The organism is Mycobacterium sp. NPDC048908 (assembly GCF_043197955.1).
Lineage (GTDB): Bacteria > Actinomycetota > Actinomycetes > Mycobacteriales > Mycobacteriaceae > Mycobacterium.
In genome coordinates this window covers 135,694-157,744 of sequence record NZ_JBICUE010000008.1, presented here as the reverse complement: position 1 = coordinate 157,744, position 22,051 = coordinate 135,694, and the positions used below count along the sequence as shown (strand labels likewise).

Annotated in this window: 23 protein-coding genes and 1 riboswitch; of the genes, 7 read left to right on the top strand and 16 right to left on the bottom strand. The window is 67.5% G+C overall.

Translation table 11 applies throughout. The annotated features are described in order from the left end of the window. Nucleotides 1–11: 11 nt before the first annotated feature. The 6 genes from ACGFK1_RS21270 to thiO all read right to left on the bottom strand — a co-directional run bounded on the left by ACGFK1_RS21270 (nt 12) and on the right by thiO (nt 4,445). Entirely contained in the window at nt 12–764 is a 753-nt protein-coding gene (locus ACGFK1_RS21270; RefSeq protein ID WP_393433663.1) for an ABC transporter permease, read from the bottom strand. Further along, the gene (locus ACGFK1_RS21265) at nt 761–1,669 is read right to left on the bottom strand and encodes an ATP-binding cassette domain-containing protein (protein WP_393433660.1); all 909 of its coding nucleotides are present in this window, start codon (nt 1,667–1,669) and stop codon (nt 761–763) included. Before ACGFK1_RS21265 ends, ACGFK1_RS21270 begins: the two co-directional genes overlap by 4 nt. Nucleotides 1,670–1,680: 11 nt before the next feature. Next, a complete protein-coding gene (locus ACGFK1_RS21260) occupies nt 1,681–2,454 on the bottom strand; it encodes an SGNH/GDSL hydrolase family protein (RefSeq protein WP_393433657.1) in 774 nt (257 codons plus the stop codon). After that, complete coding sequence (locus ACGFK1_RS21255) at nt 2,451–3,230, bottom strand: thiazole synthase (protein WP_393434094.1); 780 nt, start codon at nt 3,228–3,230, stop codon at nt 2,451–2,453. Before ACGFK1_RS21255 ends, ACGFK1_RS21260 begins: the two co-directional genes overlap by 4 nt. A 4-nt stretch (nt 3,231–3,234) precedes the next feature. Then, nucleotides 3,235–3,432 carry a sulfur carrier protein ThiS gene (thiS, locus tag ACGFK1_RS21250; RefSeq protein ID WP_393433654.1) on the bottom strand — a complete coding sequence of 66 codons (198 nt, stop codon included), beginning with the start codon at nt 3,430–3,432 and terminating at the stop codon, nt 3,235–3,237. Further along, nucleotides 3,429–4,445: a glycine oxidase ThiO gene (gene thiO, locus ACGFK1_RS21245; protein ID WP_393433651.1), complete on the bottom strand. Its 1,017-nt coding sequence runs from the start codon at nt 4,443–4,445 to the stop codon at nt 3,429–3,431. The genes thiS and thiO overlap by 4 nt, the downstream gene beginning before the upstream one ends. Then, nucleotides 4,439–4,547: riboswitch (TPP riboswitch) on the bottom strand. (Overlaps the previous gene by 7 nt.) A gap of 55 nt (nt 4,548–4,602) precedes the next feature. Here thiO and thiE point away from each other — a divergent pair. Then, a complete protein-coding gene (thiE, locus tag ACGFK1_RS21240; RefSeq protein WP_393433648.1) occupies nt 4,603–5,304 on the top strand; it encodes a thiamine phosphate synthase in 702 nt (233 codons plus the stop codon). On the opposite strand, the gene ACGFK1_RS21235 is transcribed toward thiE, so the two are convergent. Continuing rightward, entirely contained in the window at nt 5,276–5,770 is a 495-nt protein-coding gene (locus ACGFK1_RS21235; RefSeq protein WP_393433645.1) for an NUDIX domain-containing protein, read from the bottom strand. The genes thiE and ACGFK1_RS21235 overlap by 29 nt on opposite strands. Nucleotides 5,771–5,917: 147 nt before the next feature. Here ACGFK1_RS21235 and glnX point away from each other — a divergent pair, with 147 nt between their 5' ends. The 5 genes from glnX to ACGFK1_RS21210 all read left to right on the top strand — a co-directional run bounded on the left by glnX (nt 5,918) and on the right by ACGFK1_RS21210 (nt 11,730). Continuing rightward, nucleotides 5,918–7,237, top strand: a complete 1,320-nt coding sequence (gene glnX / locus ACGFK1_RS21230) for a protein kinase G-activating protein GlnX (protein ID WP_393433642.1) — start codon at nt 5,918–5,920, stop codon at nt 7,235–7,237. Beyond that, nucleotides 7,237–8,199 (top strand): glutamate ABC transporter substrate-binding protein, encoded by a 963-nt coding sequence (locus tag ACGFK1_RS21225; protein WP_393433639.1) that lies wholly within the window; start codon nt 7,237–7,239, stop codon nt 8,197–8,199. Before glnX ends, ACGFK1_RS21225 begins: the two co-directional genes overlap by 1 nt. After that, the gene (locus ACGFK1_RS21220) at nt 8,199–10,448 is read left to right on the top strand and encodes a serine/threonine-protein kinase PknG (protein ID WP_393433636.1); all 2,250 of its coding nucleotides are present in this window, start codon (nt 8,199–8,201) and stop codon (nt 10,446–10,448) included. Before ACGFK1_RS21225 ends, ACGFK1_RS21220 begins: the two co-directional genes overlap by 1 nt. Before the next feature lie 237 nt (nt 10,449–10,685). Further along, a complete protein-coding gene (locus ACGFK1_RS21215; protein WP_393433633.1) occupies nt 10,686–11,078 on the top strand; it encodes an STAS domain-containing protein in 393 nt (130 codons plus the stop codon). Between the two features lie 286 nt (nt 11,079–11,364). Further along, nucleotides 11,365–11,730, top strand: coding sequence for a hypothetical protein (locus ACGFK1_RS21210; RefSeq protein WP_393433630.1), 366 nt, complete (start codon nt 11,365–11,367; stop codon nt 11,728–11,730). A 9-nt stretch (nt 11,731–11,739) separates the two neighbouring features. On the opposite strand, the gene ACGFK1_RS21205 is transcribed toward ACGFK1_RS21210, so the two are convergent. Genes ACGFK1_RS21205 through fgd form a run of 4 tightly spaced genes read right to left on the bottom strand, consistent with a single transcriptional unit; the run spans nt 11,740 to nt 16,945 of the window. Next, complete coding sequence (locus ACGFK1_RS21205) at nt 11,740–12,861, bottom strand: acetate kinase (RefSeq protein WP_393433627.1); 1,122 nt, start codon at nt 12,859–12,861, stop codon at nt 11,740–11,742. After that, entirely contained in the window at nt 12,861–14,924 is a 2,064-nt protein-coding gene (gene pta / locus ACGFK1_RS21200; protein WP_393433624.1) for a phosphate acetyltransferase, read from the bottom strand. The genes ACGFK1_RS21205 and pta overlap by 1 nt, the downstream gene beginning before the upstream one ends. A gap of 21 nt (nt 14,925–14,945) precedes the next feature. Beyond that, nucleotides 14,946–15,896 carry an endonuclease/exonuclease/phosphatase family protein gene (locus ACGFK1_RS21195; protein WP_393433621.1) on the bottom strand — a complete coding sequence of 317 codons (951 nt, stop codon included), beginning with the start codon at nt 15,894–15,896 and terminating at the stop codon, nt 14,946–14,948. Nucleotides 15,897–15,934: 38 nt separating this feature from the next. Further along, nucleotides 15,935–16,945, bottom strand: coding sequence for a glucose-6-phosphate dehydrogenase (coenzyme-F420) (gene fgd, locus ACGFK1_RS21190; RefSeq protein ID WP_393433618.1), 1,011 nt, complete (start codon nt 16,943–16,945; stop codon nt 15,935–15,937). Nucleotides 16,946–16,968: 23 nt separating this feature from the next. On the opposite strand from fgd, the gene ACGFK1_RS21185 reads away from it, so the two are divergent. After that, a complete protein-coding gene (locus tag ACGFK1_RS21185; protein WP_393433615.1) occupies nt 16,969–17,700 on the top strand; it encodes an MBL fold metallo-hydrolase in 732 nt (243 codons plus the stop codon). Here ACGFK1_RS21185 and ACGFK1_RS21180 read toward each other — a convergent pair. The 5 genes from ACGFK1_RS21180 to ACGFK1_RS21160 are packed head-to-tail and all read right to left on the bottom strand — an operon-like array spanning nt 17,697 to nt 22,044. Next, the gene (locus ACGFK1_RS21180) at nt 17,697–17,987 is read right to left on the bottom strand and encodes a hypothetical protein (RefSeq protein ID WP_393433612.1); all 291 of its coding nucleotides are present in this window, start codon (nt 17,985–17,987) and stop codon (nt 17,697–17,699) included. The genes ACGFK1_RS21185 and ACGFK1_RS21180 overlap by 4 nt on opposite strands. Nucleotides 17,988–18,039: 52 nt before the next feature. Next, the gene (locus ACGFK1_RS21175; RefSeq protein ID WP_393433609.1) at nt 18,040–19,374 is read right to left on the bottom strand and encodes an NtaA/DmoA family FMN-dependent monooxygenase; all 1,335 of its coding nucleotides are present in this window, start codon (nt 19,372–19,374) and stop codon (nt 18,040–18,042) included. Beyond that, nucleotides 19,371–20,486: an LLM class flavin-dependent oxidoreductase gene (locus tag ACGFK1_RS21170; RefSeq protein WP_393433606.1), complete on the bottom strand. Its 1,116-nt coding sequence runs from the start codon at nt 20,484–20,486 to the stop codon at nt 19,371–19,373. The genes ACGFK1_RS21175 and ACGFK1_RS21170 overlap by 4 nt, the downstream gene beginning before the upstream one ends. Continuing rightward, a complete protein-coding gene (locus ACGFK1_RS21165) occupies nt 20,483–21,553 on the bottom strand; it encodes an LLM class flavin-dependent oxidoreductase (protein ID WP_393433603.1) in 1,071 nt (356 codons plus the stop codon). Before ACGFK1_RS21165 ends, ACGFK1_RS21170 begins: the two co-directional genes overlap by 4 nt. Continuing rightward, nucleotides 21,550–22,044, bottom strand: a complete 495-nt coding sequence (locus ACGFK1_RS21160; RefSeq protein WP_393433600.1) for a GNAT family N-acetyltransferase — start codon at nt 22,042–22,044, stop codon at nt 21,550–21,552. Before ACGFK1_RS21160 ends, ACGFK1_RS21165 begins: the two co-directional genes overlap by 4 nt. Nucleotides 22,045–22,051: the final 7 nt, after the last annotated feature.

Here is a 22,051-nt window from a genome sequence, read left to right as displayed (position 1 = left end):
CGTTAGCGCCCTCAGGCATCACGGCGATTCACCACGGCGATCGCGGCGAGGTAGACCGCCGTTACGACCGCGACGAAGTACACCAGGGAACCGACTTCTCCCCACGGCTCCGAGTAGGCCGGGTAGAGCCATTGCACCCTGACGAACAGGAAGATGTTGGCAAACGGCAGGTACGGCCCGACTTCGGAACCGAGGTTCGGCAGGTTGCCCAACACCGGCTCGATCAGCAGCGGCCAGAGCAGCAGCACCGCGACCGCGCCCGCCGAATGCCGCAGCAGTGCGCCGACTCCAACGCCGAGCACCGCGGTCAACGCGGCGTACAGACTGATCGCGCCGATCAACCGCCACGTCGCAGGGTCGATGAACGACAGCTGTGAACCGACCAGCGGCGGGGCCATCAGATGGGCCACCACCACCGCGACGATCGTCATCAGCGCGGCGTACACCGCGGAAAAGGTGAGTGCGACAATCGCTTTCGCCACCAGAATCAATGTGCGGTCGGGCGTGGCCATGAACGTCGTGCGGATCATGCCGCTGCGATATTCCGCGGTCACCGTCATCGCGGCGAGGACCATGAGCACCGGAACGCCGAACACGGCAACGCCAGTGACGGCCCTCTCGGGCGGCAACGCCGCCGCACCGTACGCGGTCACGCCCTGTAACGCGGCCAGACCGATGGACAGCACCGCCACCACCGCCGCTGTCCACAGCAGCGATCTGGTGGTCGAGAGCTTGATCCGCTCGGCGTCGAGTACCGCGGTCACCGGCCGGCCGTCCGGTACTCGGTGACGTCGCCGGTGAGTTCCATGTATGCCTCCTCCAGCGAGGCCCGCTTCGTGCTGAGCTCGTGCAGCGTGATCGCGTTGCGAGCGGCCAGATCGCCGATCACCTCGATGGCCGCGCCGCGCACCAGCAGCGCGGCACCGTGATCGGCTTCCGCGGTGAGCCCGGCGTCGGTGAGCACCCTGCGCAGGGTTTCCAGTTGCGGGCTGCGCACCCGCACGGTGTCTGCGCCGGAATGGCCGACGAACTCCGCGACCGTGGTTGACGCGATCAGCTTGCCCTTGCCGATCACGACGAGTCGGTCTGCGGTGTTGGCCATCTCGGCCAGCAGGTGGCTGGATACGAACACGGTGCGGCCCTGACTCGCCAGCGTCCGCATCAGCGTGCGCACCCACCGGATGCCCTCGGGGTCGAGGCCGTTGACCGGCTCGTCGAACAGCAGCACCGGCGGATCGCCGAGCAGCGCGCCCGCGATGCCAAGCCGTTGGCTCATGCCCAGCGACAGCGTGCCTGCGTTTCGACCGGCCACCGACGTCAGCCCGACCATGTCGAGGACCTCGTCCACCCGGGTGAACGAAATCCGGTTGGTGGCGGCGATCCAACGCAGATGGTTGCGCGCGGAGCGGTTCGGGTGTGCCTGCCGCGCGTCCAGCAGTGCACCGACCGTGCGCAACGGGTCGCTGAGATCGCGGTAGCGCTTCCCGTCGATCGTCGCGGTGCCCGCGGTCGGGTGGTCCAGCCCGAGGATCAGCCGCATCGTCGTCGTCTTGCCGGCGCCGTTGGGCCCGAGGAAGCCCGTCACGACGCCCGGCTCGACGCGGCAAGTGAGGTCGTCGACGGCCCGAGTCGTGCCGAATACTTTGGTGAGGCCCGTCAACTCGATCATCTAGTCCGAGACTACGGATCGCCTGCGCGGCCCACCATCCCGACGACGAGGTCGGCGACGGCGCGCATGCCCGCCGCGTTGGGGTGCAGCGGCGCGGGCCTGATCGGCAGCGGCAAACCAGGTTTGGTGGTCCACGGCTCGGCTGACCAGGCGTGGTGCTCTCGGCTGGCTTCCGCGACACGGACCCATTCGCAGCCGGTGTCGGCGGCCGCCTCACCGGTGAGCCGCTCCAGCGTGTCGGCCACCCGGCGGCCGAGGGCCACGTCGAGGCCCGACAGCGGCGGCGCCGCGCCCTTCGGCGGCAACAGCGTCAGGTAGTCGACGAACAACACCGTCGCCCGCGGTGACCGCTGCCGCAGTGTCCGGCCGACCTCCTTCAGCGATTCGGCCACCTCGACGAGGGCCCGATCTCGTGCGGTCGGGTCGAGCATGTCGCGGACGGCGCCGCCGAGCACGGGCAACCCGCGCAGCACCCGTGGCAGTCCCGCCGCCACCAGCAGCGGCACATAGCCGACGTCGTTGCCGCCGATCGTCACCGTCACCAGATCCTCGGAGCCGTCCAGCGCGTCGACCTGCGGCGGCGTGCCGTGCTGCGGTTCGGTCAGCACGTTCGCGGTGGTGGCCCCGGAGTAGGTCACGTCGACGAGGTCGAGGCCCAACCGCGCCGCCACCAGATGCGGGTAGTTGCGTGCCGAGCGACCCGCCCGAAACGGCGCACCTCGTGCTGACGGCCTGATGCCGGGGCCGGCGGCCATCGAACTGCCGAGCGCGACGTAGCGATTCATAACGAGGGGCTTGAGGCCTGCGCCCAGAATCGCTTCGGGATGCGGCCTGCCTGGCGCGCCAGGTGACCGGCGGTGACGGCGGCCGCCATCGCAGCGGCCATCGTCGGGGGGTCTGCGGCGCGCGTCACGGCGGTGGCCAACAGCACTGCATCACAACCCAATTCCATCGCCAGGGCGGCATCGCTTGCGGTGCCGATGCCCGCGTCGAGAATCACCGGCACACTGGCGCGCTCGACGATCATCTCGATGTTGTGCGGGTTCGCGATGCCCAGTCCGGTGCCGATCGGCGAGCCAAGCGGCATCACCGCCGCACAACCGGTGTCCTCCAGCCTGCGGGCAAGCACCGGGTCGTCGTTGGTGTAGGGCAGCACGGTGAAGCCGTCATCGACCAATTGCTCTGCTGCCCTTACTAATTCGACAGCATCGGGCAGCAGGGTCCGTTCGTCGGCGATGACCTCCAGCTTCACCCATTGGGTGCCAAGCGCCTCACGTGCCAATTGCGCGGTCAGCACCGCCTCGGCGGCGCCGCGGCAACCCGCAGTGTTGGGCAACGGGGTGATGCCGAGGCGGGTCAGCAGGTCGAGTACGCCGGTGCCGCTCTCGGCGTCGACGCGACGCATCGCCACGGTGGTCAGTTCCGTGCCCGACGCGATCAGCGCCTCTTCGAGCACCGCAAGGTTCGAAGCACCGCCGGTGCCCATGATCAGCCGCGAGCCGAACTCGCGCCCGGCGATCGTCAGCTTAGAATCCCCGGTCGCTACGCTGCCCGCCGAGATTGAATCAGCCACCTTGCACCGCCGTAACCACTTCCACCCGCGCGCCGTCGGTCAGCGCGGTCTCCCATTCCGAACGCGGCAGCACCGACCAGTCCACCGCCACCGCGATGCCCTTCTCAGGAAAGCCGAGGCTCTCCAGAAGTACCGCGACGGTCGTCTGGTCGTCGACCTCGACGGCCTCGTCATTGACGGTCACTTTCATCGGCTTGCTCCTACAGTCGCGTTCAGTTCGGCCGCGATCCGCTCGGCGGTCCACGGCGCGAGCAGGAAACCGTTGCGGCCGTGGCCGGCCGCCACGAGTGTGCGGTTGTCGAGTCGCTCGACGATGGGCAGCCCGTCGGGTGTCATCGGCCGAAGTCCTGCGGCACATTCCGCGAGTTCATACTCGCCGAGCGCAGGCATCACCGCGCAGGCGTCGTCCAGAAGCTCGCGCACCCCGGTCACGGCCGGCGCGGTGTCCCTGCCGTGCTCGTACTGGGTCGCGCCGACCACCACACCGTCGGCGCGCGGGACGAGGTACACCTGGCGACCGTGCACACGGGCACGAACGACCCGCTGCGGCACCGGCATACAGCCGCGCCGCCAGCGCAACCGCAGCACCTCCCCTTTCACCGGCCGGATCGGCAGCCCCGGCCAGAGCGTAGGCGCATCGATGCCGTTGGCGATGACGACTGCGTCGGCTTGCACGTCGGACAGTGCAGTCACGGGTGGCGCCCATCGCACGTCGAGCCGTTCGCAATGTGCGGCCAGCGCCTGCACGACCGCCCTGTTGTCGACGGCAAGCTCTGTTTCGGCGACGAAGCCATGCCGGATACCTTGTGCCAGAAGCGGTTCGATATCGCGCGCCGACGAAGTAGGGGTGACCGGGTGGCCTTGAGCGGCCAGCCACTCGCCGACCGTCTTCAGGTCGGCAGCGTCGGCGCGGTCGACGGCGACCACCAGGGATTCGCGCGCGGTGACGACGCCGGCGGGCAGCCCGTCGAGGAACGAGCCATGCCCTTCTTGGTTCCACAGCGCCAGCGACGCCAGGCCCACGTGCAGCAGGCGATCCTCGCCGGGCCAACCCTCGCTGTGGGGAGCCAGCATGCCGCCCGCCACCCACGAAGCACCGGGTTCGCCGGTGCGGTGGACATGCACTGCCCAGCCGTCCAGAGCAGCACGTCGCGCGACGGACAGCCCGATGACGCCGCCACCGACAACCGCAAGTGATCGCACAGTTTCCTCCTCCCTTCGCCGGCATGACCCGGATCAGGTGTGACGGTAAGGGCGGCGTGCCCACTCTCAGTCCTCGGTCCAGGGACTCCCGTGTCGGTGTCAGCGTACTCGAACCCGCCCGACGTCAGGTGGCAGCCGAGCCGACTAGGGTCGCGGTGTGCACAACCCCGGCCAGCGACTTACTGCAGCGCAGCTGTACCTCTGCACCGACGCTCGGCGGGAACGCGGTGACCTCGCCGAATTCGCCGACGCCGCGCTGGCCGGCGGGGTCGACATCATTCAGTTGCGGGACAAGGGCTCGGCAGGCGAGCAGCAGTTCGGTCCGCTCGAGGCGCTGCAGGAGTTGGCGGCTCTGGAGGTGCTCGCCGACGCGGCACGGCGCCACGGCGCGCTGCTGGCGGTCAACGACCGCGCCGACATCGCGTTCGCATCGGGCGCCGACGTGCTGCACCTCGGCCAGGACGACCTGCCGTTGCCGGTCGCGCGCGGCATCATCGGCCCCCGTCCGGTGATCGGGCGGTCCACGCACGACATCGCGCAGGCCACCGCGGCGGCCAAAGAGGAAGTCGGCTACTTCTGCGTCGGTCCCTGCTGGCCGACCCCGACCAAACCGGGCCGCCCGTCGCCAGGCCTGGACCTGGTCCGCGCGACGGCCGAATTGGCGTCCGGAGCCGCGGAGTCGGGGACACCCGGTTGGGACAAACCGTGGTTCGCGATCGGCGGCATCGACGAGCAGCGGCTGCCCGAGGTGCTCGCGGCCGGTGCGCGGCGAATCGTCGTGGTGCGCGCGATCACCGACGCCGACGACCCGACGGCCGCGGCGCAACGTCTCAAAGCTCGGCTTGCAGAAGCGGGATAGTCGCGGCCACTTCGCGGAGCCGATCCCAACTCGCGGCGAACCCCGGATGCAGCGGCAGCTCGGCCACCTCGTCAACGGCGACCCACCGCAACTCGGCGCTCTCGCGGTTGGGCACCGTGTCCAGCTGTTCGGCGGCGTCGGCGATCACGGTCGTGTAGGTCCAATGGCTTCCGGTCGCGGCGGCTGTCACCACGGTGGTGCGCACCGTCAGCAGATCGGCGGGCAGGCCTGCTTCCTCGTGAGCTTCGCGGAACGCGGCCTGCTCGGGCGTCTCGTGGCTGTCGCGCGCACCGCCCGGCAGACCCCAGGTGCCGCCCTGATGGCTCCACGGCGCCCGGTGTTGCAAAAGCACCGCGGGGGCGCCGTCCGGACCCGGGGCCCGCAGCAGCAGACCGGCCGCGCCGTGCTTGCCCCAATAGGCGGCGCCGCTGTCCGACAACACCCAGCCGTCTCCGTCGCCACGCACCGTTTCAGCTTAGGGAACACAGCGCAAAGACGTGCCCCGCAAATGCCCGCACGCCGCCCGCATCAACTCTTAGAATTCTTTTATAGTGTGGTGAGTCGGTGGGGACGATAGCCGGAGAGCAGCGAAAAAGATGAGGTCCGCGCGCACGTGACTGTGGAGTTGGCGCACCCTTCGACCGAGCCCCTGGCGTCGCGGTCGCCGACAACTCCCGCGCACCCGCGCTGGTGGTTCCTCTGGACCACCCCTGGTCGGATCCTGACGATCGGCGTGGTCCTTTCGGCGCTCGTGATCGGCAGCGCGTTTGCCACCTCGACCACGATCAATGACAGGCAACAGGCGCTCACGACGGTGCTCAACCACACCGAGCCGCTGTCGTTCGCGGCGGGCCAGCTCTACACCACGTTGTCGGTGGCCGACGCCGCAGCGGCGACCGCATTCATCGCCGGCTCCGAACCGCGCGACGTTCGGCAGCGTTACGAGCAGGCCATCACCGACGCGTCGGTGGCGGTGACGCGCGCGTCGAGCGGGCTGACCGACGAGCCGATGGTGCAACTGCTCGGCCGGGTCAATGCCCAGCTGTCGGTATACACCGGGCTGGTCGAAACCGCCCGCACCAACAACCGCGCGGGCAATCCGGTCGGTTCGTCCTATCTGTCCGAGGCGTCGTCACTGATGCAGACGCAGATGCTGCCCGATGCGCAGCGGCTCTATGAACAGACCTCGGCGCGGGTGGACGCGGAGACGACGGCGTCGACACGGATTCCCGGGCCGGTGATCCTCGTCGTGCTCGCCACCTTGTTGTTCGGCGCGTTCTCCAACCGCTGGCTTGCCCGCAGGACCAGGCGCAGAGTGAACATCGGCTTCGTCGCGGGCGGTCTTGCCGTGCTGATTATGTTGATATGGGTGGGTACCGCCCTCGTCATCTCGACGTCGGACAGCCGCAGCGCGAAAGACACTGCGGCAGAGTCGCTCAAGACGGTCACCAACCTCGCCATCACTGCGCAACAGGCGCGTGCCGACGAGACGTTGTCGTTGATCCGCCGCGGCGACGAGGATGTTCGCAAGCAGTCCTACTATCAGCGCATCGACGCCATGCAGCAGCAATTGAACGACTACCTGTCGCGTGACGACGCGCTCGACAAGACCGACCTGGCCGACGCCGAAGCGCTGCTGAAGCGGTGGCGGGCCGCCGACGATCGGATCAATGCATACATCGCCGTCGGTAACTATCAGGCCGCGACCCAGGTGGCGTTGGGCACCGGCGAGGACGACTCGACGCCCGCGTTCAACAAGCTCGACTCCGCGCTGACCAAAGGCATCGAGGAAAGCCGCAGCCAGTTGCGCAACGACATTCTCAACGCCCGCAGGGTGCTCTCTGGTGCGACCGTTGGTGCGGCGGTGCTGTCGGTCGTCGCCGCGCTGGCGGTGGCGCTGGGGCTGTGGCCGAGGCTGAGTGAGTACCGGTGATGAGCGCTCGACGGGTGCTGGCTTTACTGATCACCGCGGTGGCGTTGACGGGTTGCGCGCAAGGCGGCGCGGTGATACCGATGCCTGGGGTCACGCTGGCGCCGCCGACACCGGCCGGAATGCAGGAGTTGCCACCGGTACCGGCCCGGGCGCCTGCCGATGAGGCGGACTGCAACCGCACCGCGAGCCTTCGTCCGTTCAACACCAAGGCCGAAGCCGACGCCGCCGTTTCGACCATCCGCAACCGCGGCAGGCTGATCGTCGGGTTGGACATCGGCAGCAACCTGTTCTCCTTCCGCGATCCGATCACCGGCGAGATCACCGGATTCGACGTCGACATCGCGGGAGAGATCGCGCGTGACATCTTCGGCAGCCCGTCTCAGGTCGAGTACCGCATCCTCTCATCGGCCGACCGCATCACCGCGCTGCAGAACAATCAGGTCGATGTCGTGGTCAAAACCATGACCATCACGTGTGAACGCAAGAAGCGGGTGGGCTTCTCGACGGTGTACTTGAACGCCAACCAACGGATTCTCGCCGCGCGGGACTCGTCCATCTCGCGACCGTCCGACCTTTCTGGCAAGCGGGTGTGCGTGGCGAAGGGCACGACCTCGCTGGACCGGATCCAGCAGATCACTCCGCCGCCCATCATCGTCGGCGTGGTGACGTGGGCCGACTGTCTGGTGGCGTTGCAGCAGCGCCAGGTTGACGCGGTCAGCACCGACGACTCGATACTTGCCGGTTTGGTCAGCCAGGACCCCTATCTGCACATCGTCGGTCCGAGCCTGAACGAAGAGCCCTACGGCATCGGCGTGAACCTGCAGAACACCGGCCTGGTGCGATTCGTCAACGGCACCCTGGAACGAATCCGCCGCGACGGCACCTGGTACACGCTGTATCGCAAATGGTTGACGGTGCTCGGCCCCGCGCCGGCACCTCCGGTCGCGAGGTACACCGACTGATGTCCGAGGATTTCGAGGAAGGCCCGGGCACCCAACCCGCCACCTTCGACGACCTCGGCATGGACTCGATGTCGACGATTCGCCCGATGGCGACTCAGGCGATTTTCCGTCCACACCTCGACGACGACGTGGACAGCGCGTCGGTCGGCACCGAAGACACCGACCCGTACGAGCACCTGACCACGGTGACAAGGGCGCTGTCCCCGACCCGGCGGTTGGGCGGCGGCTTGGTGGAGATACCGCGGGTGCGGGCCAAGGACCCGCTCGAAGCGCTGATGACCAATCCCGTTGTCGCCGAATCGAAGCGGTTCTGCTGGAACTGCGGCCGTCCGGTCGGTCGGTCGACGCCCGACGGTACGGCACTGTCGGAGGGTTGGTGCCCGCACTGCGGCAGTTCGTATTCGTTCCTGCCGCAACTGTCGCCCGGCGACGAGGTGGCCGACCAGTACGAGATCAAGGGTTGCATCGCGCACGGCGGGCTCGGCTGGGTCTACCTGGCCTACGACAAGAACGTCAACGACCGACCCGTGGTGCTGAAAGGACTGGTGCATTCCGGCGACGCCGAGGCGCAGAGCATCGCGATGGCCGAACGCCAATTCCTGGCCGAGGTGACGCATCCCGGGATCGTGAAGATCTACAACTTCGTCGAGCACGAAGACAAGCACGGCAACCCGGTCGGCTACATCGTGATGGAGTACGTCGGCGGGACGTCGCTCAAACAGGCGAAGGGCGACCGGCTACCGGTGGCGGAGGCCATCGGCTTCATGCTGGAAATCCTTCCCGCGCTTGGGTATCTGCACTCGATCGGCTTGGTGTACAACGACCTCAAGCCGGAAAACATCATGGTCACCGAGGACCAGCTCAAGCTGATCGACCTCGGTGCGGTCTCCACGATCAACTCGTTCGGATACCTGTACGGCACACCGGGTTACCAGGCGCCTGAGATCGTCCGCACCGGCCCGACCGTGCAGACCGATATCTACACCGTGGGCCGCACGCTCGCGGCGCTGACGCTGAATCTGCGTACGCGCAAAGGCCGCTACGTCGAAGGCCTGCCCGAGGACGATCCGGTGCTGCGCGAGTACGACTCGTTCGGGAGGCTGCTGCGTCGCGCCATCGACCCGGACCCGCGGCGCCGGTTCGGCAGTGCGGAGGAGATGTCGGGCCAGTTGCTCGGTGTGCTGCGCGAGGTGGTGGCGCAGGACACCGGGGTGCCGCGGCCTGGCCTGTCGACGGTGTTCTCCCCGACGCGGTCGACATTCGGGATCGATCTGCTGGTTGCGCACACCGACGTGTACCTCGACGGGCAGGTGCACTCGGAAAAGCTCACAGCACAAGAGATCATCAAGGCGCTCCCGGTGCCGTTGATGGACCCGGCGGACGTCGGCGCGCCGGTATTGTCGGCCAGCGTGCTGAGCCAGCCGGTGCAGACGCTGGACCAACTGCGGGCGGCGCGGCACGGCGCGCTGGACTCCGAAGGCATCGACCTGTCGGAGTCTGTCGAGCTGCCGTTGATGGAGGTGCGTGCGCTGCTGGATCTGGGCGACGTGGCCAAAGCCACCCGCAAACTCGACGATCTCGCAGGCCGGGTCGGGTGGCGGTGGCGGCTGGTTTGGTTCCGCGCGGTCGCCGAACTGCTGTCGGCCGATTACGACTCGGCCACAAAGCATTTCAACGAGGTGCTGGACACGCTGCCCGGCGAGCTGGCGCCGAAGCTCGCGCTGGCCGCGACGGCCGAGCTCGCGGGAAACGCCGACGAGCGCAAGTTCTACAACACGGTCTGGAGCACCGACAACGGTGTGATCTCGGCCGGCTTCGGTCTTGCTCGCGCGCAGTCCGCGGAAGGAGACAGGGACGCCGCGGTGCGCACCCTTGACGAAGTGCCGCCAACCTCAAGGCATTTCACGACCGCACGGTTGACCAGTGCCGTGACGCTGCTGTCGGGCAGGTCGATGAGCGAGGTGACCGAGCAGCACATCCGCGACGCGGCCCGCAGGGTCGAGGCGCTGCCTGACACCGAGCCGCGGGTGCTGCAGATCCGCGCGCTGGTGCTCGGCACTGCAATGGACTGGCTCGCCGACAACACCGCGAGCACCAACCACATCCTCGGCTTCCCGTTCACCGAGCACGGGCTGCAGCTCGGTGTCGAGGCGTCGCTACGCAGCCTGGCCAGGGTGGCGCCCACGCAGGCGCACCGCTATGCCCTGGTAGACCTGGCCAACAGCGTTCGGCCGATGAGCACGTTTTGATCTTGAACCGCAACGGATCTCGCGCGTCGTTTTCGCTGGCTGCCCGCCTCTCGCCGGGGAAAGCCCATGGTCAACTTGCGAATTCCGTAGTACTCTGCGCTCAGGTTGAGTTAACAGCCGACTGGTGACGTCATCGACGCATACGGTTGACTCCCGAGTGCGAGGCTTTGAGACGTAGGGCCCCATCCCTGACGGCACCCCAGTACGAATATCGCTTTTCGACTGAGGGAGGCCACCATGTCTGCAATGGGAACCTGTCGCGTGCTTCGTCCGGATCCGACGTCACTCGACAGACGTGAACAGCACCATCGGGCGATCTTTTCTGCGTGCCACCTTTCGGACACGACGGTACTCGTCACGGTCAGGGGCGAGGTCGACGCGACCAACAGTCGCGCCCTCGCCGACTATGCCGAGCGCCAGGTCGTCGGGTCGGGACGGCTTGTCCTTGATCTGTCGACAATCGGGTTCTTCGGCACCTCAGGGTTTGCTGCCCTGCACAACGTGAACGTGACCTGTGCCAGATACGGCATCCAGTGGGTGCTCGTCGTCGGACCGCAGTTGACCCGGTTCCTGCAGATCTGCGACCCCGACCATCTCCTACCGGTCGAGGCTTCCGACGCGGCGCATTGAGCCGACGCCCAGCCCTCCGAGCGGATTACAGTTAGCCGGATCTGTCAGGTGAATATCTGATTTCCTTGCCGTCGGAACCGACATAGCGTCCCGGGCTATTAGTTCTGTTCGGCGAAGGCCGCCAGAAGAACCGCAGTAGAGGCCGCAGCGGCGGGCAGCGCATCGTGCTCGGTGGATCACTCGCGAGCGTCGTCGGCGCCGACAGTCACCCCGATGGCGACGCCGGGGGCCCGGTTCGCGGTGCCCAGCCGATCAAGGTTGCGTCGTTGGCGACGCGGGCTCGCTGTTGAGGGTCGGCCCAAACCTGTTCAGTCCGAATACCTTTGCGCGGGCAGCGCTGGTAGGCGGTGACGGCGGCAACGGAGGAAAAGGCGGGGAGGGTGCGCCCGGTGGCAACGGTGGCAAGGGTGGCAACGGCACCAACACCAGCGACACCGGCAGCCACAAGGGCGGCGCGGGCGGCGACGGCGGCGATGGCGGCAACGACGCGCGCAGCGGCAACGGCGGAAACGGTGGCGCGGGCGGATCCGGCGGCGCAGGCGGCGGCATCCAACCCGGCAACGCTGGCAATGACGGCAACCCGGGAAGCACCGGTGGCGCAGGCGCCCCTGGCGCACCAGGCACACGGGGAGACAACGGAGTCGGCGTCTAGCGCCGCTACTCAGATCACGCGCACGCAGGCGCGCGCGATCGCAAGCTCCTCGTTCGTCGGAACCACGAGCACGGTCGTCGGTGAGTTGTCCGCCGAAATCCGGCGCGCACCCCTGGCGGGGCTTGCGTTGAGATGCTCGTCGACCTCGATGCCAAGCGCCGCCATGCCGGACAACGCGTCGCGGCGCACCGCAGCGTCGTTCTCCCCGACTCCAGCAGTGAACGTGATGACGTCCACCGTGCCGAGCAGCGCCAGATATGCGCCGATGTACTTGCGTAGCCGGTGCACGTAGACGTCATAGGCCAATTGTGCTGTGGCGTCGCCGGATTCGATGCGCTGGTGTAATAGCCGGAAGTCGATCTCGCCACCGAGGCCGCGGACACCCGAACTTCGGTTCAACATCGACTCGATGTCCTCGACGCTCATCTTCGCGGTGCGCCACAGATACATCAGCACGCCCGGATCGATGTCACCCGAACGGGTACCCATCACCAAGCCTTCCATCGGCGTCAACCCCATCGAGGTGTCCACCGGCCTGCCACCCAGGATCGCCGACGCGGAGGCGCCGTTGCCGAGGTGCAGCACGATCTGGCTCAGGTCGGCCAGCGGCACGTCAAGAAGCGCCGCCACCTGCTCGCTGACGTACTGATGCGAGGTGCCGTGAAATCCGTAGCGGCGGATGTGCCATCGTTCGGCGACGTCGCGATCGATGGCGTAGGTCGCGGCCGCGGGCGGCAGGTCGTGAAAGAACGCGGTGTCGAACACCGCCACGTGGGGCAGATCCGGTATCGCCTTACGCGCTACCTGGATGCCCAACACCGCGGGCGGGTTGTGAAGTGGCGCAAGGGCGGCCAGGTCCTCGAGCTTGGCCACCAACGCATCATCGATGACCGTCGGCCGGTACAGGTCGGGGCCGCCGTGCACAACGCGATGCCCGACGGCCACCAGGCCGTCGAGATGGTCGGCCAACTCACCGAATACCACCCGCATGGCCGCCGAGTGGTCCGGAACGTCACCGTCACCGATGCGTTCGACGATCCCCTCCACCGACTGGCCACCCGAATCCGGGTCGAGCACCGCATATTTCAGCGATGACGACCCGGAGTTCAACACCAGGACACTTTGTGACATCAGGTGCCCTGCGCCTGGATTGCGGTGATGGCCACGGTATTGACGATGTCCTCGACGAGCGCGCCCCGGGACAGGTCGTTGACCGGCTTGTTCAGCCCCTGCAACACAGGCCCGATCGCTATCGCGCCCGCACTGCGCTGCACCGCCTTGTAGGTGTTGTTGCCGGTGTTCAGGTCGGGGAAGATCAGCACCGTCGCGCGCCCGGCCACCTCGGAGTCGGGCATCTTCGCCTTCGCGACTGTCTCGTCGACGGCGGCGTCGTACTGAATGGGGCCCTCGACGAGCAGATCGGGCGCTCGGGTGCGAACCAATTCGGTTGCGGCCCTGACCTTGTCGACGTCGGCGCCGGTGCCGCTTGTGCCGGTCGAGTAGGAGAGCATGGCGACCCGGGGGTCGATGCCGAACTGCGAGGCGGTGCGCGCAGACGAGATAGCGATGTCCGCGAGTTGCTCCGACGTCGGGTCCGGCACGATCGCGCAGTCGCCGTAGGCGAGCACCCGGTCGGCAAGGCACATCAGGAAGATGCTCGACACCGTCGAAACGTCGGGCCGTGTCTTGATGATCTCGAACGCGGGCCGAACCGTGTGCGCGGTGGTGTGCGCGGCACCCGACACCATGCCGTCGACCATGTCGTTGTGCACCAGCATGGTGCCGAAATACGAGACGTCGTGGATGATCTCGCGAGCCTGCTCGACGGTGATGCCCTTGTGCTTGCGCAGTTCGGCGTATTGCTCGGCGAACTTGTCGCACAGCTCGCTGGTGCGCGGGTTGAGCACCGCCGCGTCCGACAGGTCGACGCCGAGTTCGGCTGCGCGGGCGCGGATCTGCGGCTCATCGCCAAGGAGGGTCAAGTCCGCGACGCCGCGTGACAGCAGCCTGCCCGCCGCGGTGAGGATGCGGTCGTCCTCACCTTCTGGCAGCACGATGTGTTTGCGGTCCGATCGGGCCTGGTCCAGTAGCTGATAGGTGAACATCTGCGGCGTGACGACCGAGGGGATCGGAATGGCCAACTGCGCCAGCAGATCCGCCGTGTCGACGTAGGCGTCCATCAATGCGATCGCGGTGTCGATCTTGCGTTGCGACTTCACAGTGACGCGGCCGCGCACAGCGGCCACCCGGCTTGCGGTTTCGAATGTGCCGAACCTGGTGGTGATGATCGGCAGCCGCAGCCCGAGGCCCGACACCAGCGACGCGATCGACGGATGAAGCTCGAGGCCGCCGTTGAGAATGACACACGACAGCGATGGAAACCCTTCGGCCTCATGGGCGGCCACCACGGCCAGCACGACGTCCGAGCGGTCGCCAGGGGTGATGACCGCGACCGCCTCCGTCAGCCGCTCCACCACATGCTCGGCCGTCATGCCGGCTACCAGTACGTCCATCACCTCGCGGTTGAACAGCGCGGGGTCGCCGCGGAGCAGGCTGCCCTGCACCGCTTCGCCGAGTTCGGCAACGGACGGCGCGACCAGCAGCGGCTCCTCGGGCAGGACATAGGCTTTGGGGCCGAACGGCTTCAGCGCCTCGGCGACCGCCGTCATCTGCGCCGGCTCACATCGGTTTGCGACCACCGCGGCCGTGTGTGCGTGCTGGGCGTCGATCTCGACCAGGCAAAGATCGACGACCTGCGCGACCTGCTCGGGCGTCCGGCCTTTGGCCTTGACTGCGAGCACGATCGGCGCTCCGAGATTCACCGCGATGCGCGCGTTCGTCGACAACTCGCTCGGGGTGGCGACGTCGGTGTAGTCGCTGCCGACGATCAGCACCGCATCGCACTGGTCGGCCACATGGTGATATCGGTCGACGATCTCGGCTATCGCGGTGTCAGGGTCCTCGTGCAATTGTTGATAACCGACGCCGATGCACTCGTCGTAGGTCAGGCCGGCGGTGCTGCCCGCGAGCAGCAGTTCCAGGATGTAGTCGCAATCCTCACCGAGCCGGGTGATCGGGCGGAAGACGCCGACCTTCGCGACCGTGGCCGCAAGGCGGTGCAGGATGCCCAGCGCGATTGTCGACTTGCCCGTGTCGCCTTCGGGTGAGGCGATGTAGATCGCTCTGGTCGGCACGCGTGCCAGCCTAGGGCAACATCAGCCGGCGTTCGGGTCCACCGGAATCTCGATGACGGTGGACAGGCCGCGGTGGTCGGAGCCGGGCACCGGCACCGTGCGCGCGGATGTCGCCGTGGCGTTGCGCACCAGCACATGGTCGATGCCGAACACGGGCCTGGCCGGGAAGCTGCGGGTGAGGCCCGCGCCCGCCTGTTCGGCGGCGTCGCGGTAACCCTCGTCAAGCAGCTGGCGGAACGGCCGCATGTCGTAGGTCGAGTTGAGGTCGCCCGCCACGATCACCGCGCCGGGCCCCGCCTCGCGCGCCGCCGCCTGCAGCGTGGTCGGGAACCGCGCGATGTCGTCGCGGAAGTATTGCAGTGGCTGCACCCACGGCGCGGCCAAGTGCACGGCCAGCACCGCGGGTGCCAACCTCACCGAAGGTAGTTGGATCCTGGCGATCCGCATCGCAAGCTCATAACCGCTGACCGCTTGGGCGTCGATGATCGGGTAGCGGCTCCAGATTCCGATTCCTTCCGCGTTCTTGCGAGGATCGATGGACCGGTACGCCATGACGGCATCCAGTCCCGCCGTCGACAGCGCCACAGCGAGCCCAGGTGTCAACTCCTGCACGACCAACACGTCGGCCGAGTCGCGCGCCAACGCGACGACGCCCTTCGGATCAGCAGCGCCCAGACCGAGATTCGCGGTGAGCACCCGAACGGGGACCGAGGGCACCGGAGGTTTCTCGGGGCCCAGGTAGCGCGGCAGCAGCACAAGCAGCATCACCGCGCAGAGCAGCGCGGACACGATCGTCGGCACCCACCGTCTGACGACCGCGAACGAGATCATCGCGACCAGACCCGCGACGGTCAGGTACGGCGAGACGGCGGCGAGCAAGAGCACGACCTCGTTGGTGATCGGCAGGTACCGCGCCACCAACCCCGCCGCGGCCAGTACCAGCGCGAGCGCACCGACCACCGTGGCCAGCACCCGAATCCTCTTGTGCTGGTGCAGTTTGCGAAGTTCGATCAACCGAGGCGGCGAAGACGAGGCTCGAGGTCCCTCTGGAACAGCTCGAGGAAGCGCCGCTGATCGTGGCCTGGCGCGTGGAACACCAGATGGTTGAGGCCCCAGTCGACGTAGTCCTTGACCTTGGCAACGGCCTCGTCGGGATCCGACGCGACGATCCAGCGCTTGGCCACCTGCTCGATGGGCAGCGCGTCGGCGGCCTTCTCCATCTCGATCGGATCGTCGATGGAGTGCTTCTGCTCAGCGGTCAGCGAAAGCGGCGCCCAGAACCGGGTGTTCTCCAACGCCAGTTCGGGATCGGTGTCGTAGGAGATCTTGATCTCGATCATCGCATCGACGTCGTCGGGGTTCTTACCAGCGGCCTCGGCGCCCTCGCGCATCGCGGGGATGAGCTTGTCCTTGTACAGCTCTTCACCTTTGCCGCTGGTGCAGATGAAGCCGTCACCGGCGCGGCCCGCGTACTTGGCCACCTGCGGTCCGCCCGCGGCGACGTAGATCGGGATGCCGCCGTCGGGGACGTCGTAGATGGAGGCGCCCTTGGTCCGGTAGTACTCGCCGTCGAAATCGACCCGGTCGCCGAGCCACAGCTCCCGCATCAGTCGCACCGACTCGCGCAGCCGGGCGTAGCGCTCCTTGAACTCGGGCCACTCGCCCTCGTAGCCGGTGGCGATCTCGTTGAGCGCCTCGCCGGTGCCGACCCCGAGGAAGATCCGGTCGGGGTACAGGCAGCCCATGGTGGCGAACGCCTGAGCGATCACGGCGGGGTTGTAGCGGAAGGTCGGGGTCAGCACCGAGGTGCCGAGGATCAGCCGCTCGGTGCGTTCGCCGACAGCGGCGATCCAGGCCAGCGACCACGGCGCGTGACCGCCTTCGTGGCGCCACGGCTGGAAGTGGTCGCTGACCGTCGCGCTGTCCATGCCGTGTTCTTCGGCGGCGACGGCCAGCTCGACGAGTTCCCGCGGCGCGAACTGCTCCGCCGACGCCTTGTATCCGAGTTTGAGTTCAGCCACGCAGCCAAGCCTAGACTCGCGGCATGGCAGCAGCCCTGACAGCCGTCACCGATCGCGTGCATTTCGCCGAGACCGACCTGGTCAACTGGACGCTGGTCATCGACGACAACGGCGTGATGCTGATCGACGCCGGTTTCCCCGGCCACCGCGACGACGTACTCAACTCGCTGCGGCAGCTCGGGTTCGGCGTGGACGACCTGACGGCGATCCTGTTGACGCACGCCCACATCGACCACTTCGGCACGGCCATTTGGTTCGCGAAAACCCATGGCACACCGGTTTATTCGCACGCCGCCGAGGTCGGGCACGCCAAGCGGGAGTATCTCGAGCAGGCTGGGCCCGCCGACATCATCCCGCACCTGTGGCAACCGCGATTCTTGAAGTGGACGCTGGCGATCTCCCGAAAGGGCGGCATGGTGCGCGACGCGATTCCCACCACGCAGGCGCTCACCGAGGACATCGCCGCGGGACTGCCCGGTGCGCCCATGGCGATTCCCACTCCCGGCCACACCGGTGGGCATTGCTCGTACGTGGTCGACGGTGTGCTGGTCGCGGGCGACGCACTGGTCACCGGGCATCCGCTGGTGACGAAGACCGGGCCGCAGCTTCTGCCCCGCCTGTTCAACCACGACCAGGACGGCTGTGTGCGCAGTCTCGGCGCGCTCGGACTGCTCGACACCGACGTGCTGCTGCCCGGTCATGGCCCGGTGTGGCGGGGCGCCATCCGTGACGCGGCCGCGGCGGCCGCCCGCTAGTTCAGCGCTTCGTAGCCGAGCAGGAAAATTGCGGTCAGGCACAGACCGCAACCGACGACGACGGTGGGCATCAGGATCATGCTGTCGAGTTCCTCGTCGTCGAGCACGTCCTCCTCGAACCGCCCGAACAGCACACGCGCCACACCGGTTCGGCGGAAGGCGTGCACAAGCCGTCGCACCCCCTTGGTATCGCGCCTGCGGCCGATGAAGGCGCGCGACGCAAAGCCCGCTACGAACGTCAGCACAGCCGCTCCGAGTATCAGCCAGCCCACTGCCGTCTGCGACATCGACACACCCCACCCCGGTGTCCACGACATCAGGGGGACACCAGTGGCCAGCCTATAGTTCGAGGTGATCGCGCAGCGTGTGCCCGGCGTATTCGGTGCGGAAGCTGCCGCGCTCCTGCAGCAGCGGCACCACGCGGTCGACAAAGTCGTCGAGTCCGCCCGGGGTCAGGTGCGGGACGAGGATGAACCCGTCGCAGGCGTCGGCCTGTACGTGCAGATCGATCTCGTCGGCCACCTGTGCGGGTGTGCCGACGAACTGCTGACGGCTGGTGACGGCGATGATCAGTTCGCGGATGCTGAGCTTCTCGGCCTGCGCGCGCTCCCGCCAAGCCGCGGCTAGCGCCTTCGGGTCGCCATGGCGCACCCGACCCTGGGTGATGGTGGGATCGTCGGCTGGTTCGATGTCGGGCAGCGGACCGTCGGGGTCGTAGCCCGACAGGTCGCGCTGCCAGACCTGCTCGAGCATCGCGATCGCGGTCTGGGGGCCCACCTGCTGGCGGCGGATGTGGTGGGCCTTGTCGACGGCCTCCTGCTCGGTGTCGCCGAGCACGAACGTCGCTGCGGGAAAAACCTTGAGCCGGTTCGGGTCCCGGCCATACGACGCGGCCCTGCCTTTGACGTCCGCGTAGTAGGCCTGGCCGGCTTCCAGAGTCGAATGCATGGTGAAGGCCGCGTCGGCATACTTGGCAAGGAATGCCCGACCATCGGCGGAATCGCCTGCCTGCAGCAGAACCGGATGGCCGTGCGGCGGGCGCGGCAGCGTACTGATTCCGCGAACGTCGAACTGCGGACCGCGGTGTTCGACGATGCGGATGCGGGACGGGTCGACGTAGACGCCGTTGTCCCGATCGGCGAGCACTGCGTCGGCCGCCCAGCTGTCCCAGAACTCGCGTGCCACGGTGACGAACTCCTCGGCCCGCTTGTAGCGGTCGGAGTGGTCCAGGAACCCGCCGCGACGGAAGTTCTCGCCGGTGAACGCATCTGACGAGGTGACCATGTTCCAGCCGGCCCGCCCGTCGGAGAGATGATCGAGCGTGGCGAATTGCCGAGCCACTTCGAAAGGTTCGTTGAACGTGGTGTTGATGGTGCCGGTCAGGCCGAGCCGCTCGGTGACGGCGGCCAAAGCCGCCAGCACAGTGAATGTGTCGGGCCGTCCGACGACGTCGAGGTCGTGGATGCGGCCGCGGTGCTCACGCAACCGCAGGCCCTCGGCGAGAAAGAAGAAGTCGAACAGACCTCGTTCGGCGGTCTGCGCGAGGTGGACGAACGACTCGAACTCGATCTGGCTGCCCGACTCCGGATCCGACCACACCGTGGTGTTGTTGACGCCGGGAAAGTGAGCCGCGAGGTGAATCGGCTTGCGGTCTTTGCCTTCTCGCACTGTCACAGGCCCCACCTCTTCGCAATCAGTTCGTGTGAGCGCAGCCGGTCGGCGTGGCAGTGGGTGACGGAGGTGATGACCAACTCGTCGGCCGCGGTCACCCGCTGCAGGGTTTGTAGCTTGTCCGCGACCTCGTCGGGATCACCAACGAATTGGGTTGCGGTGCGGTCCTTCACCAGCTCGGCTTGCTCGGCGGTCAGTGGTTCGACGGTGTCGGGATCCGGGTACGGGGCGGCGCCACCACCCGCGCGCACGGAGTACACCCAGTGCCCGTAACTCGACGCGAGATGGCGGGCGGTCGCGGAGTCGTCGGCGACCACCACGTCGGCCGACACCACCACGTACGGTTCGGTCAGCGCCGCCGACGGCCGGAACACGTCGCGGTAGACGTCGATCGCGTCGAGCGCGGTCGCAGGAGTGATGTGATAGCTGGCGACGAACGGCAGTCCGCGGGCACCGGCCACCCGCGCGCTTTGGCCCTTGCTGCTGCCGAACACCCAAGGAACCATCCCGCTGCCCTCGCCGGGAACGGCATGTGCGTCGATGCCGTCGATCACATAGCGACCGCCGAGCATGGCGAGGATGTCTGCCACCTGCTCGTCGAAATCGGGCGCGACAGCGCCGGGTTGTTGCAGCACCGACATCGTCGCCCGCACACGCGGATTGCGCATCAGCACGCTCATGTCGAACGGCGGCGGCACGACCACACCGCCGACGTCGAGCCATTCGGTGCGCGGCGACTTCTTAGGTTTCCGCCCGCCCGCTTTGACCGCCTCGCGGCCGCGCTGCCCGGACCGGCCGACGCCGAGGTCGATGCGGCCCGGGTAGAAGGCGTCGAGCATGCCGAAACTCTCAACGACCGCGATGGCCGTCGTCTGCCCGAGTTGCACGGCGGCCGCGCCGACGCGGATTGTGTCAGTCGCAGCAGCGATCTGGCCGATCAGCACCGCGGGTGATGAACTGGCCACCGCGACGAAGTGGTGCTCGGCGACCCAGTAACGCTTGAACCCCCACTGCTCGGCATGGCGGGCGAGGTCGATGGTGTTACGCAGCGCGGTGGCCGTGTCGCTGCCTTGACTTATCGGGGCGAGATCGAGGATGGACAGCGGAACAGTCATGAGTTCGCCTGTGAATAGCGGTTTTCGGCGATCGGTAACCCGAGTCGCTGACGCAGTGTCTCACCGTCGGTGTAGGAGGTGCGGAAGCGGTTCGCCCGCTGCAGCAGCGGCACCACTTCGTCGACGATCACCGGCAGATCGGTGGCGTTGACGGCGGGCCGCAGCCGGACGCCGGCGACGCCGCTGTAGTGCCAGTGCAGCAGGAGATCGACGAGTTCGGTTGGGCTGCCGTCGAACACCAACGCGTCGGAGCGCGGATCGGTGGTCCCGTCGAAGGTCACGTAGACGTCGGCGTACACCTCGACGCCTGCAACCTCGGCCCGGATGGCGTGCAGAGCCTCGTCGTCGTTGGGCGTGATGAACACCAGATCGGCGCTGCGCCTGGCAAATTCGTAGATCGGTGTGGCATGCGCGAGGGCAGCGACGACGGGCTGACCCTGCGGCGGGCGCGGTGTGATCGAAGGACCCTTGACCGAAAAGTATTTGCCTACGAAGTCGATGTAGTGCAGTTTGTCGCGGTCGACGAAGCGGCCGGTGGCGACGTCGCGGATGATTGCGTCGTCTTCCCAGCTGTCCCATAGCCTGCGCGCGACCTCCACGGCGTCGGAGGCTTCGTCGAACAGGTCGACGTTGCTGAGGTCGCGTCGGCCGAACAAGTCGGCCTCGTGCGCTGAACTGCTGACACGGACCTGCCATCCGGCCCGGCCGTGTGAGACGAAGTCAAGCGTGGCAATGGCTTTCGACACGTGAAACGGTTCGGTGTGAGTCACGGTCGCGACGGGGATCAAGCCGATGTGCTTGGTGGCCGGCGCCACCCTCGATGCGACCAGCACGGCGTCGGGCCTGCCCGCGAGCCACCTCGGTTCGATGTCGGGTCGGCGTCGTCGCTGCGGGGTGAGCGCGTCGTCGAAGGTGACGAAGTCGAGCAGGCCGCGTTCCGCGGTCGCGGCCAGCCCCGCCCAATACCGTCCGCTGGTGACGGGCTGCAGATCGGGCGTGTGCCGCCAGGCTTCGGGATGCCAGCCGTAGCCGTCGAGGCCGACCGCGAGGTGCAGGTGCTCGGTCATGACAGCGTCTTCCGGAATGCGACAGGGAAGACGTCCCCCTCGGCGGGCAACGGCTCGGCCAGCCGGACGTAGCCGGTCGAGAGGTAGAGCGCCTCCGCCTCGGGCTGGCGGTCGCCCGTCGTCAGGTAGGCGGTGCGATAGCCGCGGCCCACGATCTCGCTCTCGAGCGCTGCCAGCAGCGCCTTGGCATGGCCGTGCCGACGGTGGCGGCTATCGGTCCAGATGCGCTTCAGCTCGGCGGTGGACTCGTCGAAGCGACAGAACGCGCCGCCGGTCACGGGTTGGCCGTCGAGAAGCCCGATGAGCAGCCCGCCGTGCGGCTGGGCGAACTCGTGGGCGGGGTAGCCGCGCAGCCATGTCGCGACGGCGTCCTCGGTGGCGCCGTACCGGGTCGAGTATTCGACGGTGAGCTCGGCCAACAGCGGCTCGGCCAGCGGGTCGTCTTGGCTGACCGCCACAAAGCGGAGTCTGTCGATTGCGGGCACGTGCATCACTTAA